Source organism: Nocardia sp. NPDC051832 (assembly GCF_040681285.1).
GTDB lineage: Bacteria > Actinomycetota > Actinomycetes > Mycobacteriales > Mycobacteriaceae > Nocardia.
Genome location: NZ_JBFAYL010000003.1, coordinates 19012 through 39994, shown reverse-complemented (window position 1 = coordinate 39994; position 20983 = coordinate 19012). Strand labels below are relative to the sequence as shown.

At 67.5% G+C, this 20983-nt stretch carries 20 protein-coding genes; 9 read left to right on the top strand and 11 right to left on the bottom strand.

The window, feature by feature from the left end:
- Positions 1–2: 2 nt before the first annotated feature.
- Positions 3–563 (bottom strand): hypothetical protein, encoded by a 561-nt coding sequence (locus tag AB0M14_RS17890; protein WP_364996036.1) that lies wholly within the window; start codon positions 561–563, stop codon positions 3–5.
- A gap of 140 nt (positions 564–703) precedes the next feature.
- Here AB0M14_RS17890 and AB0M14_RS17885 point away from each other — a divergent pair, with 140 nt between their 5' ends.
- Positions 704–1630, top strand: coding sequence for an NAD(P)-dependent oxidoreductase (locus AB0M14_RS17885; RefSeq protein WP_364996033.1), 927 nt, complete (start codon positions 704–706; stop codon positions 1628–1630).
- Here the strand turns inward: AB0M14_RS17885 and AB0M14_RS17880 are convergent.
- The 4 genes from AB0M14_RS17880 to AB0M14_RS17865 all read right to left on the bottom strand — a co-directional run bounded on the left by AB0M14_RS17880 (position 1627) and on the right by AB0M14_RS17865 (position 4234).
- Positions 1627–2592: an MBL fold metallo-hydrolase gene (locus AB0M14_RS17880; RefSeq protein ID WP_364996030.1), complete on the bottom strand. Its 966-nt coding sequence runs from the start codon at positions 2590–2592 to the stop codon at positions 1627–1629. The genes AB0M14_RS17885 and AB0M14_RS17880 overlap by 4 nt on opposite strands.
- A 73-nt stretch (positions 2593–2665) precedes the next feature.
- Positions 2666–3058 (bottom strand): RNA-binding S4 domain-containing protein, encoded by a 393-nt coding sequence (locus AB0M14_RS17875; RefSeq protein ID WP_364996027.1) that lies wholly within the window; start codon positions 3056–3058, stop codon positions 2666–2668.
- 9 nt (positions 3059–3067) lie between these two features.
- Entirely contained in the window at positions 3068–3625 is a 558-nt protein-coding gene (locus AB0M14_RS17870) for an NlpC/P60 family protein (protein ID WP_364996024.1), read from the bottom strand.
- A gap of 351 nt (positions 3626–3976) precedes the next feature.
- Complete coding sequence (locus AB0M14_RS17865; RefSeq protein ID WP_364996021.1) at positions 3977–4234, bottom strand: hypothetical protein; 258 nt, start codon at positions 4232–4234, stop codon at positions 3977–3979.
- Positions 4235–4346: 112 nt separating this feature from the next.
- Here AB0M14_RS17865 and AB0M14_RS17860 point away from each other — a divergent pair, with 112 nt between their 5' ends.
- From AB0M14_RS17860 to AB0M14_RS17845, 4 genes are all read left to right on the top strand, one after another.
- Entirely contained in the window at positions 4347–5528 is a 1182-nt protein-coding gene (locus AB0M14_RS17860) for an ATP-binding protein (protein WP_364996018.1), read from the top strand.
- Positions 5529–5638: 110 nt separating this feature from the next.
- Positions 5639–7585 carry an acyl-CoA dehydrogenase family protein gene (locus AB0M14_RS17855; RefSeq protein WP_364996015.1) on the top strand — a complete coding sequence of 649 codons (1947 nt, stop codon included), beginning with the start codon at positions 5639–5641 and terminating at the stop codon, positions 7583–7585.
- Positions 7586–7876: 291 nt separating this feature from the next.
- Positions 7877–8848, top strand: coding sequence for an alpha/beta hydrolase (locus AB0M14_RS17850; protein ID WP_364996011.1), 972 nt, complete (start codon positions 7877–7879; stop codon positions 8846–8848).
- A gap of 191 nt (positions 8849–9039) precedes the next feature.
- Complete coding sequence (locus tag AB0M14_RS17845) at positions 9040–9327, top strand: hypothetical protein (RefSeq protein ID WP_364996008.1); 288 nt, start codon at positions 9040–9042, stop codon at positions 9325–9327.
- 89 nt (positions 9328–9416) lie between these two features.
- Here AB0M14_RS17845 and AB0M14_RS17840 read toward each other — a convergent pair whose 3' ends face one another.
- Complete coding sequence (locus AB0M14_RS17840) at positions 9417–10574, bottom strand: acetyl-CoA acetyltransferase (RefSeq protein WP_364996005.1); 1158 nt, start codon at positions 10572–10574, stop codon at positions 9417–9419.
- A 290-nt stretch (positions 10575–10864) separates the two neighbouring features.
- Between AB0M14_RS17840 and AB0M14_RS17835 the strand changes: the two genes are divergently transcribed.
- From AB0M14_RS17835 to AB0M14_RS17825, 3 genes are read left to right on the top strand one after another with little or no spacing between them, the layout of a single operon-like run.
- Positions 10865–11695 carry a hypothetical protein gene (locus AB0M14_RS17835; RefSeq protein WP_364996002.1) on the top strand — a complete coding sequence of 277 codons (831 nt, stop codon included), beginning with the start codon at positions 10865–10867 and terminating at the stop codon, positions 11693–11695.
- A 37-nt stretch (positions 11696–11732) separates the two neighbouring features.
- Positions 11733–13664, top strand: a complete 1932-nt coding sequence (locus tag AB0M14_RS17830; protein ID WP_364996000.1) for a fumarate reductase/succinate dehydrogenase flavoprotein subunit — start codon at positions 11733–11735, stop codon at positions 13662–13664.
- 2 nt (positions 13665–13666) lie between these two features.
- Complete coding sequence (locus tag AB0M14_RS17825; RefSeq protein WP_364995997.1) at positions 13667–14413, top strand: succinate dehydrogenase/fumarate reductase iron-sulfur subunit; 747 nt, start codon at positions 13667–13669, stop codon at positions 14411–14413.
- Positions 14414–14461: 48 nt separating this feature from the next.
- Here AB0M14_RS17825 and AB0M14_RS17820 read toward each other — a convergent pair whose 3' ends face one another.
- The 3 genes from AB0M14_RS17820 to AB0M14_RS17810 all read right to left on the bottom strand — a co-directional run bounded on the left by AB0M14_RS17820 (position 14462) and on the right by AB0M14_RS17810 (position 15865).
- Positions 14462–14659, bottom strand: coding sequence for a hypothetical protein (locus AB0M14_RS17820; protein WP_194816553.1), 198 nt, complete (start codon positions 14657–14659; stop codon positions 14462–14464).
- Between the two features lie 73 nt (positions 14660–14732).
- A complete protein-coding gene (locus AB0M14_RS17815; RefSeq protein WP_364995993.1) occupies positions 14733–14942 on the bottom strand; it encodes a DUF397 domain-containing protein in 210 nt (69 codons plus the stop codon).
- Positions 14939–15865 (bottom strand): helix-turn-helix transcriptional regulator, encoded by a 927-nt coding sequence (locus AB0M14_RS17810; RefSeq protein ID WP_364998917.1) that lies wholly within the window; start codon positions 15863–15865, stop codon positions 14939–14941. The genes AB0M14_RS17815 and AB0M14_RS17810 overlap by 4 nt, the downstream gene beginning before the upstream one ends.
- A 494-nt stretch (positions 15866–16359) precedes the next feature.
- Between AB0M14_RS17810 and AB0M14_RS17805 the strand changes: the two genes are divergently transcribed.
- A complete protein-coding gene (locus AB0M14_RS17805; RefSeq protein ID WP_364995990.1) occupies positions 16360–16566 on the top strand; it encodes a hypothetical protein in 207 nt (68 codons plus the stop codon).
- Between the two features lie 175 nt (positions 16567–16741).
- Here AB0M14_RS17805 and AB0M14_RS17800 read toward each other — a convergent pair whose 3' ends face one another.
- Both AB0M14_RS17800 and AB0M14_RS17795 read right to left on the bottom strand, forming a co-directional pair.
- Positions 16742–17680, bottom strand: a complete 939-nt coding sequence (locus AB0M14_RS17800; RefSeq protein ID WP_364995988.1) for a DNA-3-methyladenine glycosylase 2 family protein — start codon at positions 17678–17680, stop codon at positions 16742–16744.
- A 261-nt stretch (positions 17681–17941) separates the two neighbouring features.
- Positions 17942–20743: an FAD-binding and (Fe-S)-binding domain-containing protein gene (locus tag AB0M14_RS17795; protein WP_364995985.1), complete on the bottom strand. Its 2802-nt coding sequence runs from the start codon at positions 20741–20743 to the stop codon at positions 17942–17944.
- Positions 20744–20983: the final 240 nt, after the last annotated feature.

The window sequence follows — 20983 nt, the reverse complement described above, 5'->3', positions numbered from 1 at the left end:
GGTCAGTGGGCGCGTGCCCACTGCTCCGGGTCGGGGCTGCCCGCGGCGGTCCAGTGCCGGTGCTCGGTGGCGGCGACCTGGTAGGCGGCGTCGAAGATCGCGCCGGTGCGCCGGGTCAGCGCCTCACTCAGGAACGCGCCCGGATCGATCCACACCGGCAGCGGCGGCACTTCGACCACCGGATGAGCCGGGGCGCCCGGCGCCACGATCGGGGTCGCGTAGACCCAGGTGCCGTCCAGGTTGCTGGCGAAGATGTGCCCGACGCCGCGGGCGAACCGCTCGAACAGGCTGTACTGCGCCATCGTCGGGGCCAGCCCGCCGGTCGGAAAATGGCGCAGCAGCGCCTGTTCCAGGATCGGCAACCGGTCCGGACCCCACGGCCGCGGACCGAGTTCCGGCGCCTCGTCGAGGGCCAGTCGCTCCAGGTCCTCGTCCATCGCGGCGAGCCAGGTGGTGAACTCCGGGTCGCGCTGGCGCAGGGCATGCTGACGCAGTTCTTGCGGACTGTATGCGACGAACTCTCCCAATTCCGGCTCCTTGTCCGAGCGGGGACGTCTCCGCACGAATTCTTCCCCGGGTTGCCGCCGGAACCCGGCAAGCACGGTCAGCGGACTGTGTCGCTCGCGTGTGCTGTGTCACTCCGCATCACATCGTCCGGGGCTGTCTCGTCCAAGGGGTACAAGCGACGAACAGGAGTGGGACGATGCGGGTTCTTCTTGCGGGTGCGACCGGAGCGATCGGGCGGCCACTGATCGCGGCACTGACCGAACGCGGTCACCAGGTGCTGGCGCTGGCGCGTCGACCGGAAAGTCACGGGCCGCTCCGGGACCTGGGCGCCGAGCCGGTGACCGCCGATGTGATGGACCGGGATGGCCTGCTGCGGGCGGTGCGCGGTTTGCGCGCCGACGCCGTGCTGCACGAGGCGACCGCGCTCAAAGGCGTGGGACGCAAGCTGACGGCCGACGACCCGACAAACGCCCTGCGGGACAAGGGCACCGCGCATCTGCTGGCGGCCGCTGAGGTGGTCGGCGCGCACCGGTTCCTCACCCAGTCGCTGATCACCGGGTACGGCTACTTCGATCACGGCGACCGGCCGGTCACCGAGGACGACCCCTTCGGTGTGGCGACCGGCAGCTACGCCGATCCGGTGCTGGCGGGCTGCCGTGCCACCGAGGAGCAGGTGTTCGCGGCCGATATCGAGGGCATCGCGTTGCGCTACGGCCTGTTCTACGGCCCGAACGCCTTCAGCGACATGTTCGCCGGCCTGATGCGCAAGCGCACCCCGGTCCTGCCGGTGGGCGGCGGTGGATACGCCAGCTGGATCCACGTCGCCGACGCCGCGAACGCGACCGTCGCGGCGCTCGAAAACGGCCGTGGCGGAGCGGCTTACAACATCGTCGACGACGAGCCGATCACCTGGCGGCAGTTCGTCGACGCGGTCGCCGCGGCGCACCACACTCCGCGCGCGCTGGCCCTGCCCACCTGGCTGATCCGTCTCACGGTGCCGTATCTGGCCTGCCTGATGTCGGACACCTCGATCCGGGTGTCGAGTGAAAGGGCCCGGCGCGAACTGAATTGGGCCCCGGTGCATCGCTCGGTGCCCGCGGGTCTGGGCCTGGTGGCGCGCTAGTTCTTGGCGGCGCGGGCCGCGACCGCGGCGAGGTCGTGGCCCGCGATCACCTCGATGCCGGGCGGGAGCGCGTGCAGCCGGTGAATGGTGGCGAACGCCGCGTCCCGGTCGTTGTCGAAGAGCAGGCCCGGCATCGGGGCCTTCTCGCGCAGCAGCTCGACCTGCAACTTGCTCCAGATCGCGTCACCGGCCAGCAGCACGCGGGTGCCGTCGTCGACCGCGAGCAGGACGCCGATGCTGCCGGGCGTGTGACCCGAAAGATCTACCAGCACAACCGATCCGTCGTCGAACAGGTCCTTGCTGCGGGCGAAGGTGAGCACCGGCGGGCCGTCCAGCTCGAACAGGTCGAAGGTGCGCTCGCGCAACGGGCCGCGCGCCACCCCGATCGGCGCATGTGGCCCGCCCAATGCCCAATCATGTTCGGCGGCAGGAAGTTTCACCGACACCGTCGGCGGCAGCTCGAGCAGCCCGGACACGTGGTCCCAATGCAGATGGGTCGGGATCACGAAATCGATGTCAGCGCCGGTGATATCGCGCGCGGCGAGCGCGTCGGACAGGCCGAGCACCGGTTTGTCCGGCGCCACGAGCACCTGAATGGGCAGCGGCATCTCGGGGATGACCCGCTCGTGCACATCCGAGCACAGCGCCGGATCGACCAGGAACCGGGCCCGGGGATGCTCGATCAGGAACGCCGCCATGGTCAGCGGCAGTTCCCGCAGGCTCCGCACACCTTCGGCCACAAATGTCTTCGGCGCCGACATGGAAGCCTGGGTGAGCACGGTGAGCCGGACGGCACTGGTCGCACGCGGCGGGTCGACCGAGCTCAGGCCCGCCAGCAAGGCGGCGTCGGGCTGGCGCGGGAGCAGCAGGCGGGCCGGTGTCGCGGCCAGCGCGGCACAGCAGCGCAGCACGGTCGGCAGGAACGGCGTCCGGCCATCGCTAGAACCGCTGGAGTCTGACACGCCTGTCACCGTAGGTGATCGTGTGAAATCCGGAGCGGGAGACCTCGAATTAGCCCTGGGGCGACACGCGCGGCTAGTCGGCGCGACCGAGGAGACGGTCGGTTTCGCGGCGCTCGCGTTTGGTGGGCCGGCCCGAGCCGCGGTCGCGGACCGGCAGACTGGCGAGCAGTTCCTTCGGCGGCGGTGGCGGGCTGCGATCGATCAGGCACTGCGCGGCGATCGGAGCACCGACGCGCTTGGTGACGATCCGCTCCACGACCACGATGCGTTCGAGACCACCGCCGCGGATGCGGATCTCGTCACCGAGCTTCACGATCTGGGCGGGTTTCGCCGTGACGCCGTTGACGCGTACATGCCCGCCCCGGCACGCCTCGGCGGCGGCCGAACGAGTCTTGAAAAGACGCACCGCCCAGGTCCACGCGTCGACGCGGGCCTGGACGGGAGCAATCCGTTCGGTAGGGGGCACCCCTACAAATTAAACGACGCGGCGCGCCGTGACGACCTGGTCGGGACGCAGCGGGGTGTAGGACACCGGCGTGCCGGACTGGACCGCGTTGAGCAGCTTGCCGTCGCCGGCGTAGATGCCGACGTGGCCGCCGCCGTTGGTGATGACGATGTCACCGGGCTGCAGGTTCTGGAAGGCTACCGGCGCGCCGACATGCGACTGCTCGAAGCTGGTGCGGGGCAGTTCGATTCCGGCCTGCTTGTAGGCCCACTGGACCAGACCCGAGCAGTCGAAGTTGTACGGGCCCGAGGCGCCCCAGGAGTACGCGGCGCCGACCTTGGTCTTGGCGGCGTCCAGCGCGATATCGGCCGGGGAGGACGGGTTGTCGAAGAAATTACCGAACCCGGTGCTCGGCGCGGGGAGCGTGCCGAGCGAGGACGGCGGGATCGCAGGCGTCGCGGCGAGGGCCTGCGACAGCTGGTTGGTGAGATCCTGGGCCTGGGCCTGGAACTCCTGCGGAACCGGGACATCGAAGTCGCCGATACCGGGGACGTTGATCGTTGCGGCCTGCGCCTGAATGGCCGGCATCGCACCGGTCGTAGCAATGGCGCCCATGACAATAGCGCCCTTTACGGAATTCGGAACCCGAGATTCCCGCTGCAAGCTGTGTCTACCCACCGAGCTGAGTCTCCGTTTCATGCTCCACCACCGAACGGGGACACGAGGTCCCGACGACCGATCAGTGGTGACTTCGTGGCGCCGCTTCTCTTACGAAACGACAGACTCCACTAAGTCACGAAGAGATTACGGTGCGGACCGGATGTTGTCCAGCGCACAGCGACTCGTGTTCTTGTGCGACAGCAAAACCCCAGGACGGGACGCTGCCAGCGGCGGCGTAACCGGGGGTTACAACTCGATATCGCCGAGCAACCCGCACCGTTACCTATTTCGCTCGGCGAGCGCGCGTTCGAGTTCGGCGATCCGCCGGCGCGCGTCGGCCAGGCCGACCTCGAGCTTGCCCAGCGCCATGACCAACGGGCCCACCGCCAGATCAGCCACTAATTGCGGATCGTCGTACCCCTGCTCGATCGCGACCAGGATGTTGGATCGGATCAGCTCGGCCTGGGTGGCCCCCGCGGGCACATGCCAGGACTCGACTACTTCGGCGGTCGTATGGGGAACGGTTTCCTCGGACACCGCCCTCAGCGTAAAGAGTTCCACGGCAATGGCAAGGACAAAATTGTCGCGTCTAGGAGAGTTCGTAGAATGCCCGAGAGATAACGGACTTCAAGCGCTACGGTGTCAGGGTATGGACCCCGTGCGGAATCCGTATGCTCCCGGAGCCGGCCAGCGCCCACCCGAACTAGCCGGGCGCGACAAGCAGCTCACCGCGTTCGACATCGTGCTGGAACGCATCGCGCGCGGCCGCCCGGAACGCAGCGTCATGCTCACCGGCTTGCGCGGCGTCGGAAAGACGGTGCTGCTCAATCAGCTTCGCTCCGCCGCCGTCGGCCGGGGCTGGGGCACCGGCAAGATCGAGGCGCGCCCCGACCAGGAATTACGCCGGCCGCTTTCCTCCGCACTGCACATGGCGACTCGCGCGGTCGCGATGGCGCACCGCAATCCCGAGCGGGTCGACGACTTCCTCGGCATCCTCAAGGCTTTCGCGCTCCGCTCCACCGCCGACAAAGGCATGCGGGAACGCTGGCAGCCCGGCATCGACGTCCCCGCGATCTCCGGCCGCGCCGATTCCGGCGATATCGAGATCGACCTGGTCGAGCTGCTCAAAGAGGCGGCGGCGCTGGCCAGCGACATCGGCGTGGGCATCGCGATCTTCATCGACGAGATGCAGGACCTGGGTCCGGCCGACATCTCCGCGATCTGCGGCGCCTGCCACGAATTGAGCCAGGACGCCGCGCCTTTGATCGTCGTGGGCGCCGGGCTGCCGCACCTGCCCGCGGTGCTCTCGGCCTCCAAGAGCTACTCCGAGCGGCTGTTCAGCTATCACCGGATCGACCGGCTGGACCGGGATTCCGCGGATCAGGCCCTGATCGCGCCCGCGCAGCGCGAGGACGTCAAGTTCACCGACGAGGCCCTGGACGCGCTGTACCAGAAGGCCGACGGCTATCCGTATTTCGTGCAGGCCTACGGCAAGGCGGCCTGGGATCAGGCGCCGGAGAGCCCGATCTCCGCCGAGGATGTGGAGGTGGCCGCGCCGAGCGCGGAAGAGGAGCTGGCCGTGGGCTTCTTCGGCTCACGCTACGAACGCGCGACGCCGGCCGAGCGCGAATACATGCGCGCCATGGCCGATCTGGCGGGTGACGACGGCCCGGTGGCGACCTCGGCGGTGGCGCTGGAGCTGGGCCGTAAACCCGCTTCCCTCTCCCCCGCCCGAGACGGACTGATCAAGAAGGGCCTGATCTACTCCGCCGAGCGCGGCACCATCGGTTTCACCGTGCCGCACTTCGGGCGCTACCTGCGCAGCGTCTGATCCGGACGAGATGCCGGTCCCTTCAAGATCTTTCGGCGATAAGCCTACCGGTGGGTAACCAGAGTTCCTACACTCGGATGTGACGCTGATCACCTCCGAAGGAGGACATCATGGCGACCACCGCCAAAGTCGACGCCACCGAAGAACAGTCCCGCGCGCTCGTCGAGGAATCTCGCGAAACCAGCTGGGCCAAACCCTCGTTCGCGAAGGAGATGTTTCTCGGCAGGTTCCGGCTCGACCTCATCCATCCCTATCCCCAGCCCGATGCCGAAGACGCCGCGCGCACCGAGGCCTACCTGTCCCGGCTGCGCCCGTTCTGCGAAAGCATCGACGGCGCGGCGATCGAAGCCTCGGCCCGGATCCCGGACGAGGTGGTCAAGGGCCTGGCCGAGCTCGGCTGCTTCGGCCTGAAGATCCCGGAATCCTATGGCGGACAGGGGCTTTCCCAGGTCGGCTACAACCGCGCGCTGATGCTGGTCGGTTCCGCGCACGCCAGCCTGGGCGTGCTGCTCTCGGCGCACCAGTCGATCGGCGTCCCCGAACCGCTCAAGTTGGCCGGCACGCCCGAACAGAAGGCCGAGTTCCTCCCGCGCTGCGCGGCCGGCGCGGTGAGCGCCTTCCTGCTCACCGAACCCGATGTCGGTTCCGACCCGGCGCGCATGGCCAGCTCGGCGACGCCGACCGAGGACGGCGAGGCCTACATCCTCAACGGCGTCAAGCTGTGGACCACCAACGGCGTTGTCGCCGAACTGCTCGTGGTGATGGCGCGGGTGCCCAAGAGCGAAGGCCACCGCGGCGGCATCTCCGCGTTCGTGGTGGAGGCGGACTCCCCCGGCATCACCGTGGAACGCCGCAACCAGTTCATGGGGCTACGCGGCATCGAGAACGGCGTCACCCGGATGCACGAGGTCCGGGTGCCCAAACGCAACCTCATCGGGCGCGAGGGCGACGGCCTGAAGATCGCGCTCACCACCCTGAACGCGGGCCGCCTGGCGATTCCCGCGCTGTGCACGGCCTCGGCGAAGTGGTCGCTGAAGATCGCGCGCGAGTGGAGCGGCACCCGGGTGCAGTGGGGCCGCCCGGTCGGCGAGCACGCGGCGGTCGGCGAGAAGATCGCCTTCATCGCGGCCACCACCTACGCACTCGAAGCGGCGCTGGACCTTTCGGCCACCATGTGCGACGAGGCCCGCAACGACATCCGCATCGAGGCCGCGCTCGCCAAGCTGTGGGCCAGCGAAATGAGTTGTGCCATCGCCGATGAGCTCGTCCAGATCCGCGGCGGCCGCGGCTACGAGACGGCCGCGTCACTGGCCGCGCGCGGCGAAAGAGCGGTCGCGGCTGAGCAATTGGTGCGCGATCTGCGGATCAATCGCATCTTCGAAGGCTCCAGCGAGATCATGAAACTGCTGATCGCCCGCGAGATGGCGGACGCGCACATGTCCGCCGCCGGCGCACTGGTGGACCGCAACGCCGAGTTCAAGGACAAGGCCAAAGCCGCGGTGGGCGCCACCGGCTTCTACGCCAAGTGGTTCCCCCAGCTCGCGGTCGGCACCGGCACGGTGCCCGCCACCTACGCCGAATTCGGCGCACTGGCAAAGCATCTGCGCTTCATCGAACGCAACTCGCGCAAGCAGGCGCGCTCGCTGATGTACGCCATGGGCCGCTGGCAGGCGGGCCTGGAGTACCGGCAGAACTTCCTGGGCCGGATCGTCGACATCGGGGCCGAGCTGTTCGCCATGTCGGCCGCGGTGGTCCGGGCGCACGCGCTGCGCGACGCCCCGGAGGGCGCGGCGGCCGCGGAACTGGCCGACGCCTTCTGCCAGCAGTCCCGGGTCCGGGTGCGCAAGCTGTTCAGCGCGCTCTGGGACAACACCGACGACGACGATCGCACCATCACGCGCGGTGTCCTCGACGGGCGCTACACCTGGCTGGAGGGCGGCATCTTCGACCCGAGCGAAGGCACCGGGCCCTGGATCGCGGAGTGGCAGATGGGCGCGTCCACCGAACCCAACCTGCTCAATCCCTTCCTGCCCTCCACCCGCACGACGACCACCTGATCCTCGATCGGCGAGTATTCGTCTCTATTGGATATTCACTAGACAACTGAAGAATCTCGATACAAGGGCCCTCGGCCTTCCGGCGAGGGCCCTTGTCATGGTCGATATTGAAATCTAGGTCTATCTAGAGGATTTTCGAGATCACTTGATAGACAGATGTTTCCGGTCGATCTACCGCGTCAGTTGCACAACGCGTACATAACGGCAGGTATGAGTAGCTAACGGGGCGGCAATGTATATCGACAACCGGGCAAGAAGCTCCGACTGGGTTGACGCGCCACAGGAGAAACCATGTCCACCCCCATCGCCCGGGTGGCCGCCGATTACGACGGCCACCGCGTGACCGTATCGGCCGACGACGGTGTCCCGATCGCTGTGCGAACCTTCGGCCTGGACACCGCCCCCCTCACCGTGGTCTTCGTGCACGGGCACTGCCTGCGCACCGACTCCTGGTCCTACCTGCGGGATCAGCTGCTGAGCCACTGGACCTCCGACACCCGGATGGTCTTCTACGACCATCGCGGGCACGGCGAATCGGGGGTCGCCCACCCCTCGACCTACACCATCGATCACCTCGGCAAGGATCTCGACGCCGTCCTGCGCGCGGTCGCGCCGGCCGGGCCGGTCGTCCTGGTCGGGCACTCGATGGGCGCGATGGTGTGCCTCGCCTATGCCCGCCTGTTTCCCGAGGCGATCGGCACCCGCGTGGTCGGCGTCGGCCTGATCGCCGGCGCCGCCAACGGCATCACCGAGGTGGGCCTGGGCCGCTTCCTGCACCGCTACGCGGTCAACTCGCTGCAGACCGCGGTGGTGCGCGCGCCCCGGGTGATGCAGGCCTCGAAGCGGTTCTCCCGCCGGATCTTCGAACCGATCATCCGGGAGGCGCAGTTCGGCACCAAGAAGGTGAACCCGCGCATGATCGCGGTCGCCACGGCCATGTTGAACGAAACGCCGCTGCTCACCATGTCCAGCTTCCTGGGCTCGCTGATCGCCTTCGACGAGACCGCGTCGCTGCATCATCTGGAGAACATTCCGGCGCTGGTGCTGGCCGGTTCGCACGACATCGTGGTGCCCTTCGTGCATTCGGTGGTGCTGGCCTCGCAGCTGAGCAGCTCGGAGCTGGTCCGGGTGGAGGGCGCCGGGCACAGCGTGATCCTGGAACGCGCCGAAGAGGTGGCGCTGCAGATCGTCGCGCTGGTCAACCGGGTGTGCGCGACGCTGACCGAGCACGGGCCGGAATCGGAGTTCGCGACGGCCAGCTAGCCCTTGGCCGAAGCTACGGCTGATGTTGCCGGATAACCGGCAACACTCGGGCTATCCACCAGAATTCCGAATCCGACGAGCCAGATCCGAATTCGTCACGTACTGTGTTGTAGATCACGATGTGTGGTGGGTCACAGGGTTAACTAGCCTCATCGCGATCAACGACCTGCCAGCGAACACAGGAGGAAACGATGACACGCAGCGAAATCGCGGAACTCCGCTATGCGGTGGGCCAGCTCCGGCAATCCATCAGCGCACTGCGGTCGCACTACGGCGACGCCAACACCGTGCGCCGGCTGGAGAACGATCTCGAACGGCTCGTCATCGACGCCGAGGACTTCGAGCAGGCCCCACCGCCGGAGATCACCCGCCGCCCAGGCGAAACCATCTACGTGCCGGACAGCAAGTCCGACGAGGCGGCGTGGATGGGTGCGCAGGACGAAGGCCTCGGCTTCCACTCGCGGCCCCGCACCAAGTAGCACCACCCCGGTCGTCTCGGCCGGGATCCAGACGGTTCCACGGTGAACGTCCGGGTCCCGGCCGAAATCATGCCGGGGCGACGGCGTTCTCAGGCGCGGTGCCGGCCGAACCGCCGGGACGGGCGGGAGCCATGGAAACGCGCTCCGCGCGGGGGCTCGGCCACCGGGGCTTCCCGTGCGGATTCGAAGACCGCGGCGATGCCGTGGTCCGGGCCGAGGGTGATGGCCTCCAAGGCGAAGCGCCCATCGCCGCGGCCCAGCTCGTGCAGCATCGTCGTCATGATGCGCAGCCCGGTCGCGCCGACCGGATGACCCAGCGCCAGCGCCGACCCGTTGACGTTCAGGCGGACCTGGGGGTCCAGGTCCCATTCCCGGGCCAGCGCAAGCACTTCGACCGCGAAGGCTTCATTGATCTCGACCAGGTCCATGTCGTCGAGGGTGAGCCCGGTGCGGGCCAGCAGTTTGGTGACCGCGGGCGCGGCGCCGAGAGTCGCCGCGCCGGGGTCGGTTCCGGCGACGGCCCAACCGGCCAGATAGGCGATCGGCCGCAGGCCGAGTTCCTCGAGCCGGTCCTCGGCCACCACCAGGCAGCCGGCCGCGCCGCGCCGGTGTGCGCTCATATTGGCCCGGGTCACCACGCCGTCCGGCAGCACCGGGTCGAGCATGCCGAGAGTCTGCGCCGAGATCTCCTCGATGACGCCCTCGTCACGCAGGATCCGGTGCATCGCGGAGTCGGTCAGCGAATCTATGCCGGCGTGATCGGCGGCCCGGCCGACCGCAACCATCTCGGCTGCGAAAAGGCCCTGCCGCCAGGCCCGGGCGGCTTTGCGGTGGCTGGCGACGGCGAACTCGTCGGCCTCGGCGCGGCCGATGCCATAGCGCTGGGCCACGGTTTCAGCGTTGACCAGGGCCCGCTGATCCGGACCGGAGGGATGCGGCGTGGCTTCCACGCCCGCGGCCGCCACCACATCGGCGGCGCCGGTCTGCACCATCATCGCCGCGGTGATCACCGCCTGTAGCCCGCTGCCGCAGCGGCGATCGGTGCCGAAGGCGGGCAGCGCCAGCCCGGCCGCCGCTCCCCCGCCCGCCAGCGCGACGTCTTCGATGCGGCGCGGATCGACGCCGGACCGGTCGACGATCCGGTCCAGGATCGCGGCGGCCAATCCATCCGGCGTCATTCCCGACAGCGCGCCGCCGTCGACTCCGCTGGGGGTGCGAACCGGCGCCACGATCGCGGCTCTTCTCATCGGCTCAGCACAGCACAGCCATGTTGCGGGCGTGTGAAGTTCCAGGCCGTACGGTTTCATTTTCGCCGGTGTGACATGAATCCTGTTCTGCTCGAACGGAGTTCGGCGAGTGCTAGTTTTCGGTCAGTGTCATACCCAACCAAGATCAGTTGTGGCGCAGATCATATGGGTCAGGTTTGCCAGGACCCCGCTCACGCGATAGCTGACGTGTCGTATGGTGCTCAGCATCACATTCGATCGCGGAGGTATCGAATGACCACCCGCAGAGCAGATCAGCGAGGCATCCAGCTGTGAGTGCCGCACCGACAACCACTCCCGATACCGGCACCGGCGTCTTCGCCAAGACCCGGGCCCGGATCACCGAGCGCACGCTGCGCACCGACAAGTGGTGGATTCCGCCCTTGATCACGGTGCTCGGCCTGAGCGCGTTCATCATCTACGCGACGGTGAGATCCTATGTGCGAACGGCTTATTGGGTGGAGGACTACCACTACCTGACGCCGTTCTACTCCCCCTGCGTAAGCACCAGCTGCGTCGAGGGTTCGCGCCACTTCGGCGCGTGGTTCGGGGAGATCCCGGCCATCCTGCCGCTCGGCTTCCTGGTGCTGCCGTTCCTGCTCGGCTTCCGGCTCACCTGCTACTACTACCGCAAGGCCTACTACCGCGCGGTGTGGTTCTCCCCGCCGGCCTGCGCCGTAGCCGAGCCGCACGCCAAGTACACCGGCGAGACCAAGCTCCCGCTGATCATCCAGAACGTGCACCGCTACTTCTTCTATGTGGCCGTGCTGGTTTCGCTGATCAACACCTACGACGCGATCACCGCCTTCCACGGCAAGGGCGGCGGCTTCGGCTTCGGCCTCGGCAATATCGTGCTGCTGGGCAACGTGATCCTGCTCTGGGCCTACACGCTGTCCTGCCACTCCTGCCGGCACATCGCGGGCGGGCGGCTCAAGCACTTCTCCGCGAATCCGGTGCGGTACTGGCTCTGGACCCAGATCTCCAAGCTGAACACCCGGCATATGCAGCTGGCCTGGACCACGCTCGGCACCCTCATGCTCACCGATTTCTACGTCATGTTGGTGGCCAGCGGCACCATCTCGGATCTGCGGTTCATCAACTAGAGCTGAATCAGCCTCGACCCCAGGAGTATTCGCACCCATGCCAGAACTCGAACGGCACAAATACGACGTCGTCGTGATCGGTGCCGGCGGCGCCGGTCTGCGCGCGGTGATCGAAGCCAGGGAACACGGCCATTCCGTCGCGGTGGTGTGCAAGTCGTTGTTCGGCAAAGCGCACACCGTGATGGCCGAGGGCGGCTGCGCGGCCTCGATGGGCAATGCCAACGAGAAGGACAACTGGCAGACCCATTTCAAAGACACCATGCGCGGCGGCAAGTTCCTCAACAACTGGCGCATGGCCGAACTGCACGCGCAGGAGGCCCCGGACCGGGTCTGGGAACTGGAAACCTATGGGGCGCTGTTCGATCGGACCAAGGACGGCCGGATCAGCCAGCGCAACTTCGGCGGCCACACCTACCCGCGGCTGGCGCACGTCGGCGACCGCACCGGGCTCGAGATCATCCGCACCATGCAGCAGAAGATCGTGTCGCTGCAGCAGGAGGATTTCGCCGAGACCGGCGACTACGAGGCGCGGATCAAAGTCTTCTCCGAATGCACCGTCACCGAGCTGCTCAAGGACGGCGACAAGATCTCCGGCGCCTTCGGCTACTGGCGGGAAACCGGCGGACTGATCCTGTTCGAAACGCCCGCGGTGGTTTTGGCGACCGGCGGCATCGGCAAGTCCTACAAGACGACCTCCAACTCCTGGGAGTACACCGGCGACGGGCACGCTCTCGCGCTGCGCGCCGGGGCGACGCTGATCAACATGGAGTTCCTGCAATTCCACCCGACCGGCATGGTCTGGCCGCCCAGCGTGAAGGGCATCCTGGTCACCGAGGGCGTGCGCGGCGACGGCGGGGTACTGAAGAACTCCGAGGGCAAGCGGTTCATGTTCGACTACATTCCGCCGGTCTTCAAGGGGCAGTACGCCGAGACCGAGGAAGAAGCCGATCAGTGGTTGCGCGACAACGATTCCGCGCGCCGCACCCCCGACCTGCTCCCCCGCGACGAGGTCGCGCGCGCCATCAACTCCGAGGTGAAGGCGGGCCGCGGCACCAAGAACGGCGGCGTCTTCCTCGATATCGCCTCCCGGCTGCCCGCCGAGGAGATCCGCCGCCGGCTCCCGTCCATGCACCACCAGTTCAAAGAGCTTGCGGACGTGGACATTACGAAGGAACCGATGGAGGTCGGGCCGACCTGCCACTACGTGATGGGCGGCATCGAGGTGGACCCGGACACCGGAGCCGCCACCGTCCCCGGGCTTTTCGCGGCCGGTGAGTGTTCCGGCGGCATGCACGGCTCGAACCGGCTCGGCGGCAACTCGCTGTCGGATCTGCTGGTCTTCGGCAGACGCGCCGGACTCGGCGCCGCGAGCTATGTGGAGCAGCTGGCCGAGCGGCCGGCGGTCACCGACGAGGACATCGCGGCGGCCGCGGAAAGCGCTGTGGCGCCGTTCGAACTGCCGGAGGAGGGCGCCGGGGAGAACCCCTACACCCTGCACTCCGATCTGCAGGAGGCGATGAACGACCTGGTCGGCATCATCCGCAAGGAACACGAACTGCAGCAGGCCATCGAACGCCTGGCCGCGCTGCGGGAGCGCTTCGATGCCGTGGTCGTCGAGGGCCGCCGGGCGTTCAACCCCGGCTGGCATCTCGCGCTCGATCTGCGCAACATGCTGCTGGTCAGCGAATGCGTCGCGCAGGCGGCGCTGTTGCGCACCGAGAGCCGCGGCGGGCACACCCGCGACGACTTCCCCTCGATGGATCCGGGCTGGCGCAACACGCTACTGGTCTGCTCCATCGACCCCAACGACGCGAACGCGCCGGTGCCAGCGGTCCGGGTGACTCCCGAGGATCAGGTGCCGATGCGCCGGGATCTGCTCGAGCTGTTCGATGTGGCCGAGCTCGAAAAGTACTACCGCCCGGATGAACTCCCGGGTCAACCGGCTACTGCCACGGAAGGTGAGGCCTAGCCATGGGATACGACGCGAAGTTCCGCGTATGGCGCGGCGACGATACCGGCGGCGCGCTGGAGGATTTCACGGTCGAGGTGAACGAGGGCGAGGTGGTCCTCGACATCATCCACCGCCTCCAGGCCACGCAGGCGCCAGATCTGGCGGTGCGCTGGAATTGCAAAGCGGGCAAATGCGGTTCGTGTTCGGCGGAGATCAACGGCAAGCCGCGGCTGCTCTGCATGACGCGCATGTCGACCTTCGGCGCGGACGAATTGATCACCGTGACGCCGATGCGTACCTTCCCCGTGATCCGCGATCTCGTCACCGACGTCTCGTTCAATTACGTAAAGGCAAGGGAAATACCGTCTTTCACACCGCCCGCCGATCTCAAACCGGGTGACTACCGGATGCAGCAGGTGGACGTGGAACGCTCGCAGGAGTTCCGCAAGTGCATCGAATGCTTCCTGTGCCAGAACACCTGTCACGTGGTGCGTGATCACGAGGAGAACAAGGAGTCCTTCGCCGGGCCGCGTTTCCTCATGCGGATCGCGGAGCTGGAAATGCATCCACTGGATGTGGCGGACCGGCGCGATATGGCGCAGGAGGAGCACGGGATCGGGCTCTGCAATATCACCAAGTGCTGTTCCGAAGTGTGCCCGGAACATATCAAGATCACCGACAACGCGCTGATTCCGATGAAGGAGCGCGTGGTGGATCAGAAGTACGATCCGCTGGTGTGGCTGGGCAACAAGCTTTTCCGGCGCTGACACCGGGAACCGGCCGGGTGGCTCACCCGGCCGGTACGCGCACCCAATTCACAACGTGGCGATGACACCGAGGGCGACGACCCACACCAGCACGCCGACGAACAACGCCGACAGCAGCGAGCCGGACAAGATATACACGCCGATCGCCGAGACGCCGAAAAGCAGCGCCACGATCAGCCATTCCACCCAATCGCCCGGACGTAATTTCCGATACCGGGGATGGGTGTTCTTCAACCCACGGTCCACAAGAAGTTGACTACCCCGCTGTTAGGCGAGGTAAACAATCCGGTGATAGCACAGGGTGTGTTCCGTGATCAAATCAGCGCGGTCGATCGAACTCGCCGTCCTGTACTCCCGCGGTGAATGCGGTCCATTCCGCGGGCGTGAATATCAAAACCCCGCCGTCCGGATCATTTCCGTTGCGCAGCCCCACGTATCCGTCGGCCAGCAGCGCGACCTCGACGCCGTTGCCGTCCGGTCCCCCGGTCGCCCGCCAGCTGGCTTCGGACAGATCGACGTTCCCCTTCATGCCACGAACTCCTTCGCTACCTGCCGCAACAGGTTTCGGGTCGGTTGCACGTCCAGCGACGCGCGCTGCAGACACTCGTGCGCTCGCAGGTACCGATCGACGTCGGCCGGACGCTCCAGGTACAGATCGCCGGTGAAGCCCTCCACGTAGACCACCGGCGGCTCCACCGGATGTCCCTTGCTGTCGGTCCCGAAGTGCAGAACGGTGAACGGCCCCGTCGCGTCGCCGAGGGGTATGCCCGCCGTGAACGGGAGAATACGCAGCGTCACATTAGGTTTGGTGCTGATATCGGCGAGGTGCCGCAATTGCGCCGCCATCACTTTCACGTCACCGACCACGCGGCGCAGCACCGATTCGTGCAAGACCACGTCGACTGCGGCGGGCGCGGTCTTGCGGGAGGTCAGCGCTTGCCGCTGCTGGCGCAACTGCACCCGGCGCTCCAGCTCGTCCTCGGACGCCTCCGGATAGCCGAGCCGGTTCAGCGCCCGGGCGTAGTCGGCGGTCTGCAGTTGCCCCAGGACCAGTTCGGAGCGGTAGGAGGTGAGCTGGTGTGCCGACGCCTCCAAACCCACATACACATCGAAGTTCTCGGGGATCAGGTCGCCGTAGGCGTGCCACCAGCTCTTCACCGCGGCCTGCTGGGCCAGGCCCTTGAGCGCTTCGGCCAGATCGCCGGGAATGCCGTAGATGCGGCACAGCTCCTGGATGTCGATGGTGCGGATACGGTCGGCCTGACCCTTCTCCATGCGCTGCAAGGTGCTCGCGCCCCACTCCATCAGCCGGGACGCCTCCGCGATGGTCAGGCCGGCCTGGGTGCGCCAGTCGCGCAGATACCGGCCGAGCTGGCGCCGGGGCAGGGTCGATGAACCGCCCTCCGCGCTCGCGCGGTCGGTCTCGCTGTCGGTCGCGGAAACTCTTGCCATACTCGCAGACACGGCACGCTCCGTTCAGTGCTCAGCTCACCCCGGTGAAGCGCCTGGGCCGCCACTCGGCGCGGGCCCAGCACTTCACTTGGGCAATAGGCTCTTTGAGGGCAACAGCACTTCTCATCCAATATGGAGAATCTTCCTCTCCCCGATGGACTTCGTGCTGGGAATTCGCGCGAAATCTTCCGGTTCCCGGCAAGTCCGTTGCTCGACGGCGAATCCGATGGTGTGCTGAGAGTGTGCCCGGAGCCTTCCAGGCCCGGCCCCTCCCCGCTGCGAAAGCTCCGGGCACATCACAGGAATCGCACGCAGGAACGAGGAGTCATGGCCGTTGATGATCGATGCCCGGACCAGTCCCGCCGTGAGCGCTGGATGGTTCCCCCGCGACACGCGCGTCGGCAGACTGGACGGTGGGCGATCACGACGGTGAAGGTAACTGGTGGAGTGCCGGTACCGGTACTCGGCCCCCGGGAAAGGATGGAGTTCGGGCCATGCAATTGACCAATCTGAATATGCACGTTGCCGCGCTGCTCGCCTGCGGGACCGATCCGGGCCCGATGACGACCGAACAAGCGCATGCGGCAATGCAATTGCACCTCGACTGCACCGTGGACCGGTGCCGAGTCCGTCGCCGTGCGCGGGCGACACTGGTCGAGGCGGGCAAATGCGTTCTGGACGAGCGGGCGCTGCGGATCTAGCGGCGCTCGCCGAGGGTGGCGCGCTGCCGCGGCTGGGGAAGGTCTCGGCAGCGCGCTCCGTCGTCCTGGCACGGGTGCACCCGGCGGGTTTTCGGCCGGGACCCAGCAGCATCGGAATGAGAGGACCCGTGCGCGGGTGCCGATGTCTGGGTCCCGCCCCAAGACCCGGCGGAAGCTAGTGCCAGGTGTGGTCGGTCAGCGGAGTGCGCGGGCCGAACTTGGGTTTGTGGGCGTAACCGCTGATCTCCAGCAACCGGACCGCCCGATACCGGTGCGGGCGCAGGGGTTCCAGGTAGTCGACCATCTCGTCGTCCTCGATCGGGCGGCCGAGCAGCGTCCAGCCGACGATCGCGGCGAGGTGGTAGTCGCCGACCGAGAGCGCGTCGGCGTCCCCGAAAGCGCGCTGGCCGATCTCGGCGGCCGTCCAGACGCCGATGCCCGGGATGGTGCACAGCAGGCGGGCGGCCTCGGCGGGGTCCTGAATCGCGGTGCGTTCCAAGGCTTCCGCGAGGCGGGCGGCGCGGACGATGGTCTGCGAACGTTGCGGGCCGACGTTGGCGCGGTGGTAGGTCCACGAGGGAATGCGGCGCCAGGTGTCGGCGTCCGGGGGCACGGTGAGACCGGCCGGGGCGGGGCCGGGCGCCGGCGTACCGAACTTGCGGACCAGGCCGCGCCACGAGGCCCGCGCCGATTTGGTGTGCACCTTCTGTTCCAGGACCGCGGGAACCAGCGCCTCGAAGACCAGCCCGGTGCGCAGCATGCGCAGGCCGGGGAAACGCCGGTGCGCGTCGAGCAGTTTCGGATGGTCGGGGGTGAACGCCGAGACGTCCTCGTCGAGGCAGAGCATGTGCTCGAGCCGGTCCAGGAATTCGGCGGCGCCCGGGCCCCAGGCGCGGGCGCGCACCGAATGGCGATCGGATTGGGCCAGGCGATAGGTCACCGGGCCGGACGGCAGCCGCGAGGCGTGCCAGTGCGTGCCGTCCGCGGCATCGATGTGGCAAGGATCACCGGGGCCGCGGCGGAGCGGAGCGATGGTGTGCGCCAGATCGACCGGGCGGTCCGAGGTCACCGTCCGGACCAGGCCGGATTCGGCAACCGCCGCCTGTTCACGCACCGCATCATTCTGCCTTGCCGCCGCCCGGCTCCGCCGCACCGGGCTAACGGGCGAATTGCCGGCGGCGATAACGATCTCGATCTGCAAAAAGCTTCGCCAGTCGTCACCCTCGGAGGAAAATCTCGATGATCACCAACCTGCTCAACGCACTGCTCAATTTCTGGGGCGCCATCTCCCCCGGCAGCTCGGGCTACTCGATCCCGCCCGGCGTCCTGCCCTTCGGCAGCTGAGGTCGTCGAGCTCGCCGCCGCCGCGGCGAGCTCAGTCGCCCAGCAGGAACCGCGCCAGGTGCACTCCCCTGCGCCCCGCCAGCTGATCGGCTTGGGTACGGCAGGAGAAGCCGTCCGCCAGCAACACCGCGTCCTTTTCCGCGCGCAACGCCGGTAGCAGACCGTTCTCGGCGACCCGCACCGAGACGTCGTAGTGCCCCCGCTGCATGCCGAAATTACCCGCGAGCCCGCAGCATCCGGCGACCTCGCGCACCCGCACCCCCATCGCCGCCAGCACTCGCCGGTCGGCGTCGAATCCCAGCACGGCGTGCTGGTGGCAGTGCGGCTGCACCACCACCTCCACCCCGTCTTTGCGCGGTGGCTCCCAGTTCGGTTGTGCCGCAAGGATCTCCGCCAAAGTGCGGACAGCCGCGGCAGTCCGCGCCGCTCGCGGATCATCGGACAGCAACTCCGGCAGGTCGGCTCGCAGCACCGCCGTACAAGACGGCTCCAGACCGACGACGATCCCACCCGCCCGCACATGCTCGTCGAGCGCGTCCAGCGTGGCGCGCAATCGTGCCCGCGCGTCATCCAGCTGGCCCGTACTTATCCACGTCAATCCACAGCACAACCGTTCCTGTGGATAACGCACCCGATAGCCGAGTGAACGCAGCAATCGAACGGCCGCCAGCGCGATTTCAGGATCGAAAGCGTCGGTAAAGGTATCGATCCACAGCAGGACTTCCGGCTGCTCCGCAGCAGCGATTTCGAGGGGTGCGGGCGGCTCTGTTGTCCATGGGCTTTCGCGCAGTTGACGGCGGAGGCTGCGGTCCGCGAGGCGGGGGATCTTGCGCCGGGGGTCTATTCCCGCGGCGCGCAGGCTGATTCGGCGTAGCCAGTTGATGTTCGACAAGGTGTTGACGGTGCGGGGGATGCGGGTGGCGAGGGTGAGCCAGCGGGGGAGTTGGCCGAGAGTGTAGTGGTCGAGGGGGCGCAGGCGGTGGTGGTAGCGGCGGTGCAGGGCTTCGGATTTGTAGGTGGCGAGGTCTACGCCGGCGGGGCAGTCGGAGCGGCAGGCCTTGCAGGACAGGCAGAGATCGAGGGATTCGGCGACGGCGGGAGAGTTCCAAGGGAGGGCGCCGCGGACGACCTCCTGGAGGACGCGGGCGCGGCCGCGGGTGCTGTCTTTCTCGTCGGCGGTCGCGAGGTAGGACGGGCACATGAAGCCGCCGGTGGGGGTGGTGTCGGCTCGGCACTTGCCGACGCCGACGCAGCGGTGGACGGCGGTGGCGAGGTCGCCGTCGTCATGGGGGAAGGCGAAACCGTTGGTGGCGGGGACTATTGGCAGATTCGCGACACGCAGATCGGCATCGATCGGCTGGGGATCTACCAGGACGCCGGGGTTCAGCAGGTTGTTCGGGTCGAATAGTGCCTTGTACCCGGCGAATACGTCGAGCACTTCGCGGGAGTACATGAGCGGCAACAGTTCCGAGCGGGCGCGGCCGTCGCCGTGTTCGCCGGAGAGTGAGCCGCCATAGCGGACCACCAGCTCGGCGGAGTCGAACAGGAACGCCCGGAAACGTTCGGGTGCGTCCCGGATCGGCAGATCCAGGCGCACATGGATGCAGCCGTCACCGATATGGCCGTAGAGCAGGCCGTCGACGCCATGGTCCCGGGTGAGGTCGGCGAAGTCGCGCAGATATGCGCCGAGGTGTTCGGGCGGTACCGCGGCGTCCTCCCAGCCGGGCCAGGCCGGTTTCCCCTCGGGGGTGCGACCGGCCAGGCCCGCGCCGTCGGCACGGATGCGCCACAGCGCCGCTGCTTCAGCAGGTTCGGTGACGATTCGGGAATCCAGGGCATTCGCCGTTGTGCACAGGCGTGCGGCGGTGTCCCACGCTTCCTGCGGGCTTGCACCGGCGGTTTCCACGAACAACCAGCCGCCGCCGCGGGGGAGTTCCGGCACGGTTCCCCGGTGTGCGCGAACGATATCGACGAGGCGCGCATCGATGCCTTCGACAGCGATCGGGCCACACGCCATCACGGCCGCGACATCGTCTGCCGCGCTTGCCATGTCGTCGTAACCGAGCACCGTCAACACTGTGGCCTCGGGTAGGGCGACCAAGTCGACGGTGGCGTCGAGCAGTAGTCCACAGGTGCCCTCAGTACCGACAAACGCTTTCGCGACCGCCGAACCACGTTCCGGCAGCAAATGTTCCAACCCGTATCCGGAGGCCTGCCGGTCGAACCGCCCGAGATCGGTACGCAGCACGGCAAGATTCGCCCTGGTGAATTCCGGCAGCCCCGGCACCACCGCCAGGTCACTACCCAACCTCCGCTCGACACCTCGCCCGTCGAGTATCCGCAGCTCCCGCACGTTGTCCGAGGTCCGCCCCCAAGCCACGGCCCGCGGGCCGCAGGCATTGTTCCCGATCATCCCGCCGAGCGTGCACCGGTTCTGCGTCGAAGGATCCGGCCCGAACCGCAATCCATGCGCCCGCCCCTGCCGCTGCAACTCCGACAACACCACCCCGGGCTGCACCCGAGCCACGCGCCGCTCCGGATCCACCTCCAGCACCCGATTCATGAACCGGCTGAAATCCAGCACCACTCCGACCCCGATCGCATTCCCCGCGACCGACGTCCCCGCCCCACGCGCCGTCACCGAAATCCCATTCCCCCCGGCGAATTCCAGCACCCCCGCCACGTCCTCGTCCCTACGCGGAAAAACCACCGCCGCAGGCAAAACCCGATAGTTCGAGGCATCAGAGGAGTACTCCACCCGCCGACGCGGCGACAGATCGACCTCGCAGCCGACCCGCTCCCGCAACGCCTCCACCACCCGATCCGCGCTCACCCAGCCAGCCTATGCCCGCCCCCGACCACCCCCACGGCACCCGCCGCACCAATCTCGAGCGCGCCCCCAACCGTCGCGTACGCATCTAAGCGCGACCGGCGCAAGGGGGTGGTGCGCAGCCAGGCCAGGCGGGTTCGACAGAACCTGGCTTTGGTGGTGGTAGTAGCAGGGCCTCCCTGGGGCGTTCGGGCCGTCGATAGGTTCGGAAAGTCCGTTCGGCTGGGAATGGCTTGATCTCAA

Bases quoted from the DNA above. Each gene is read 5' to 3' on its own strand.
- AB0M14_RS17885 (WP_364996033.1), top strand. From the start codon at position 704: ATGCGGGTTCTTCTTGCGGGTGCGACCGGAGCGATCGGGCGGCCACTG.
- AB0M14_RS17870 (WP_364996024.1), bottom strand. From the start codon at position 3,625: ATGCCGGCCATTCAGGCGCAGGCCGCAACGATCAACGTCCCCGGTATC.
- AB0M14_RS17860 (WP_364996018.1), top strand. From the start codon at position 4,347: ATGGACCCCGTGCGGAATCCGTATGCTCCCGGAGCCGGCCAGCGCCCA.
- AB0M14_RS17855 (WP_364996015.1), top strand. From the start codon at position 5,639: ATGGCGACCACCGCCAAAGTCGACGCCACCGAAGAACAGTCCCGCGCG.
- AB0M14_RS17850 (WP_364996011.1), top strand. From the start codon at position 7,877: ATGTCCACCCCCATCGCCCGGGTGGCCGCCGATTACGACGGCCACCGC.
- AB0M14_RS17845 (WP_364996008.1), top strand. From the start codon at position 9,040: ATGACACGCAGCGAAATCGCGGAACTCCGCTATGCGGTGGGCCAGCTC.
- AB0M14_RS17840 (WP_364996005.1), bottom strand. From the start codon at position 10,574: ATGAGAAGAGCCGCGATCGTGGCGCCGGTTCGCACCCCCAGCGGAGTC.
- AB0M14_RS17830 (WP_364996000.1), top strand. From the start codon at position 11,733: ATGCCAGAACTCGAACGGCACAAATACGACGTCGTCGTGATCGGTGCC.
- AB0M14_RS17825 (WP_364995997.1), top strand. From the start codon at position 13,667: ATGGGATACGACGCGAAGTTCCGCGTATGGCGCGGCGACGATACCGGC.
- AB0M14_RS17815 (WP_364995993.1), bottom strand. From the start codon at position 14,942: ATGAAGGGGAACGTCGATCTGTCCGAAGCCAGCTGGCGGGCGACCGGG.
- AB0M14_RS17810 (WP_364998917.1), bottom strand. From the start codon at position 15,865: ATGGCAAGAGTTTCCGCGACCGACAGCGAGACCGACCGCGCGAGCGCG.
- AB0M14_RS17805 (WP_364995990.1), top strand. From the start codon at position 16,360: ATGCAATTGACCAATCTGAATATGCACGTTGCCGCGCTGCTCGCCTGC.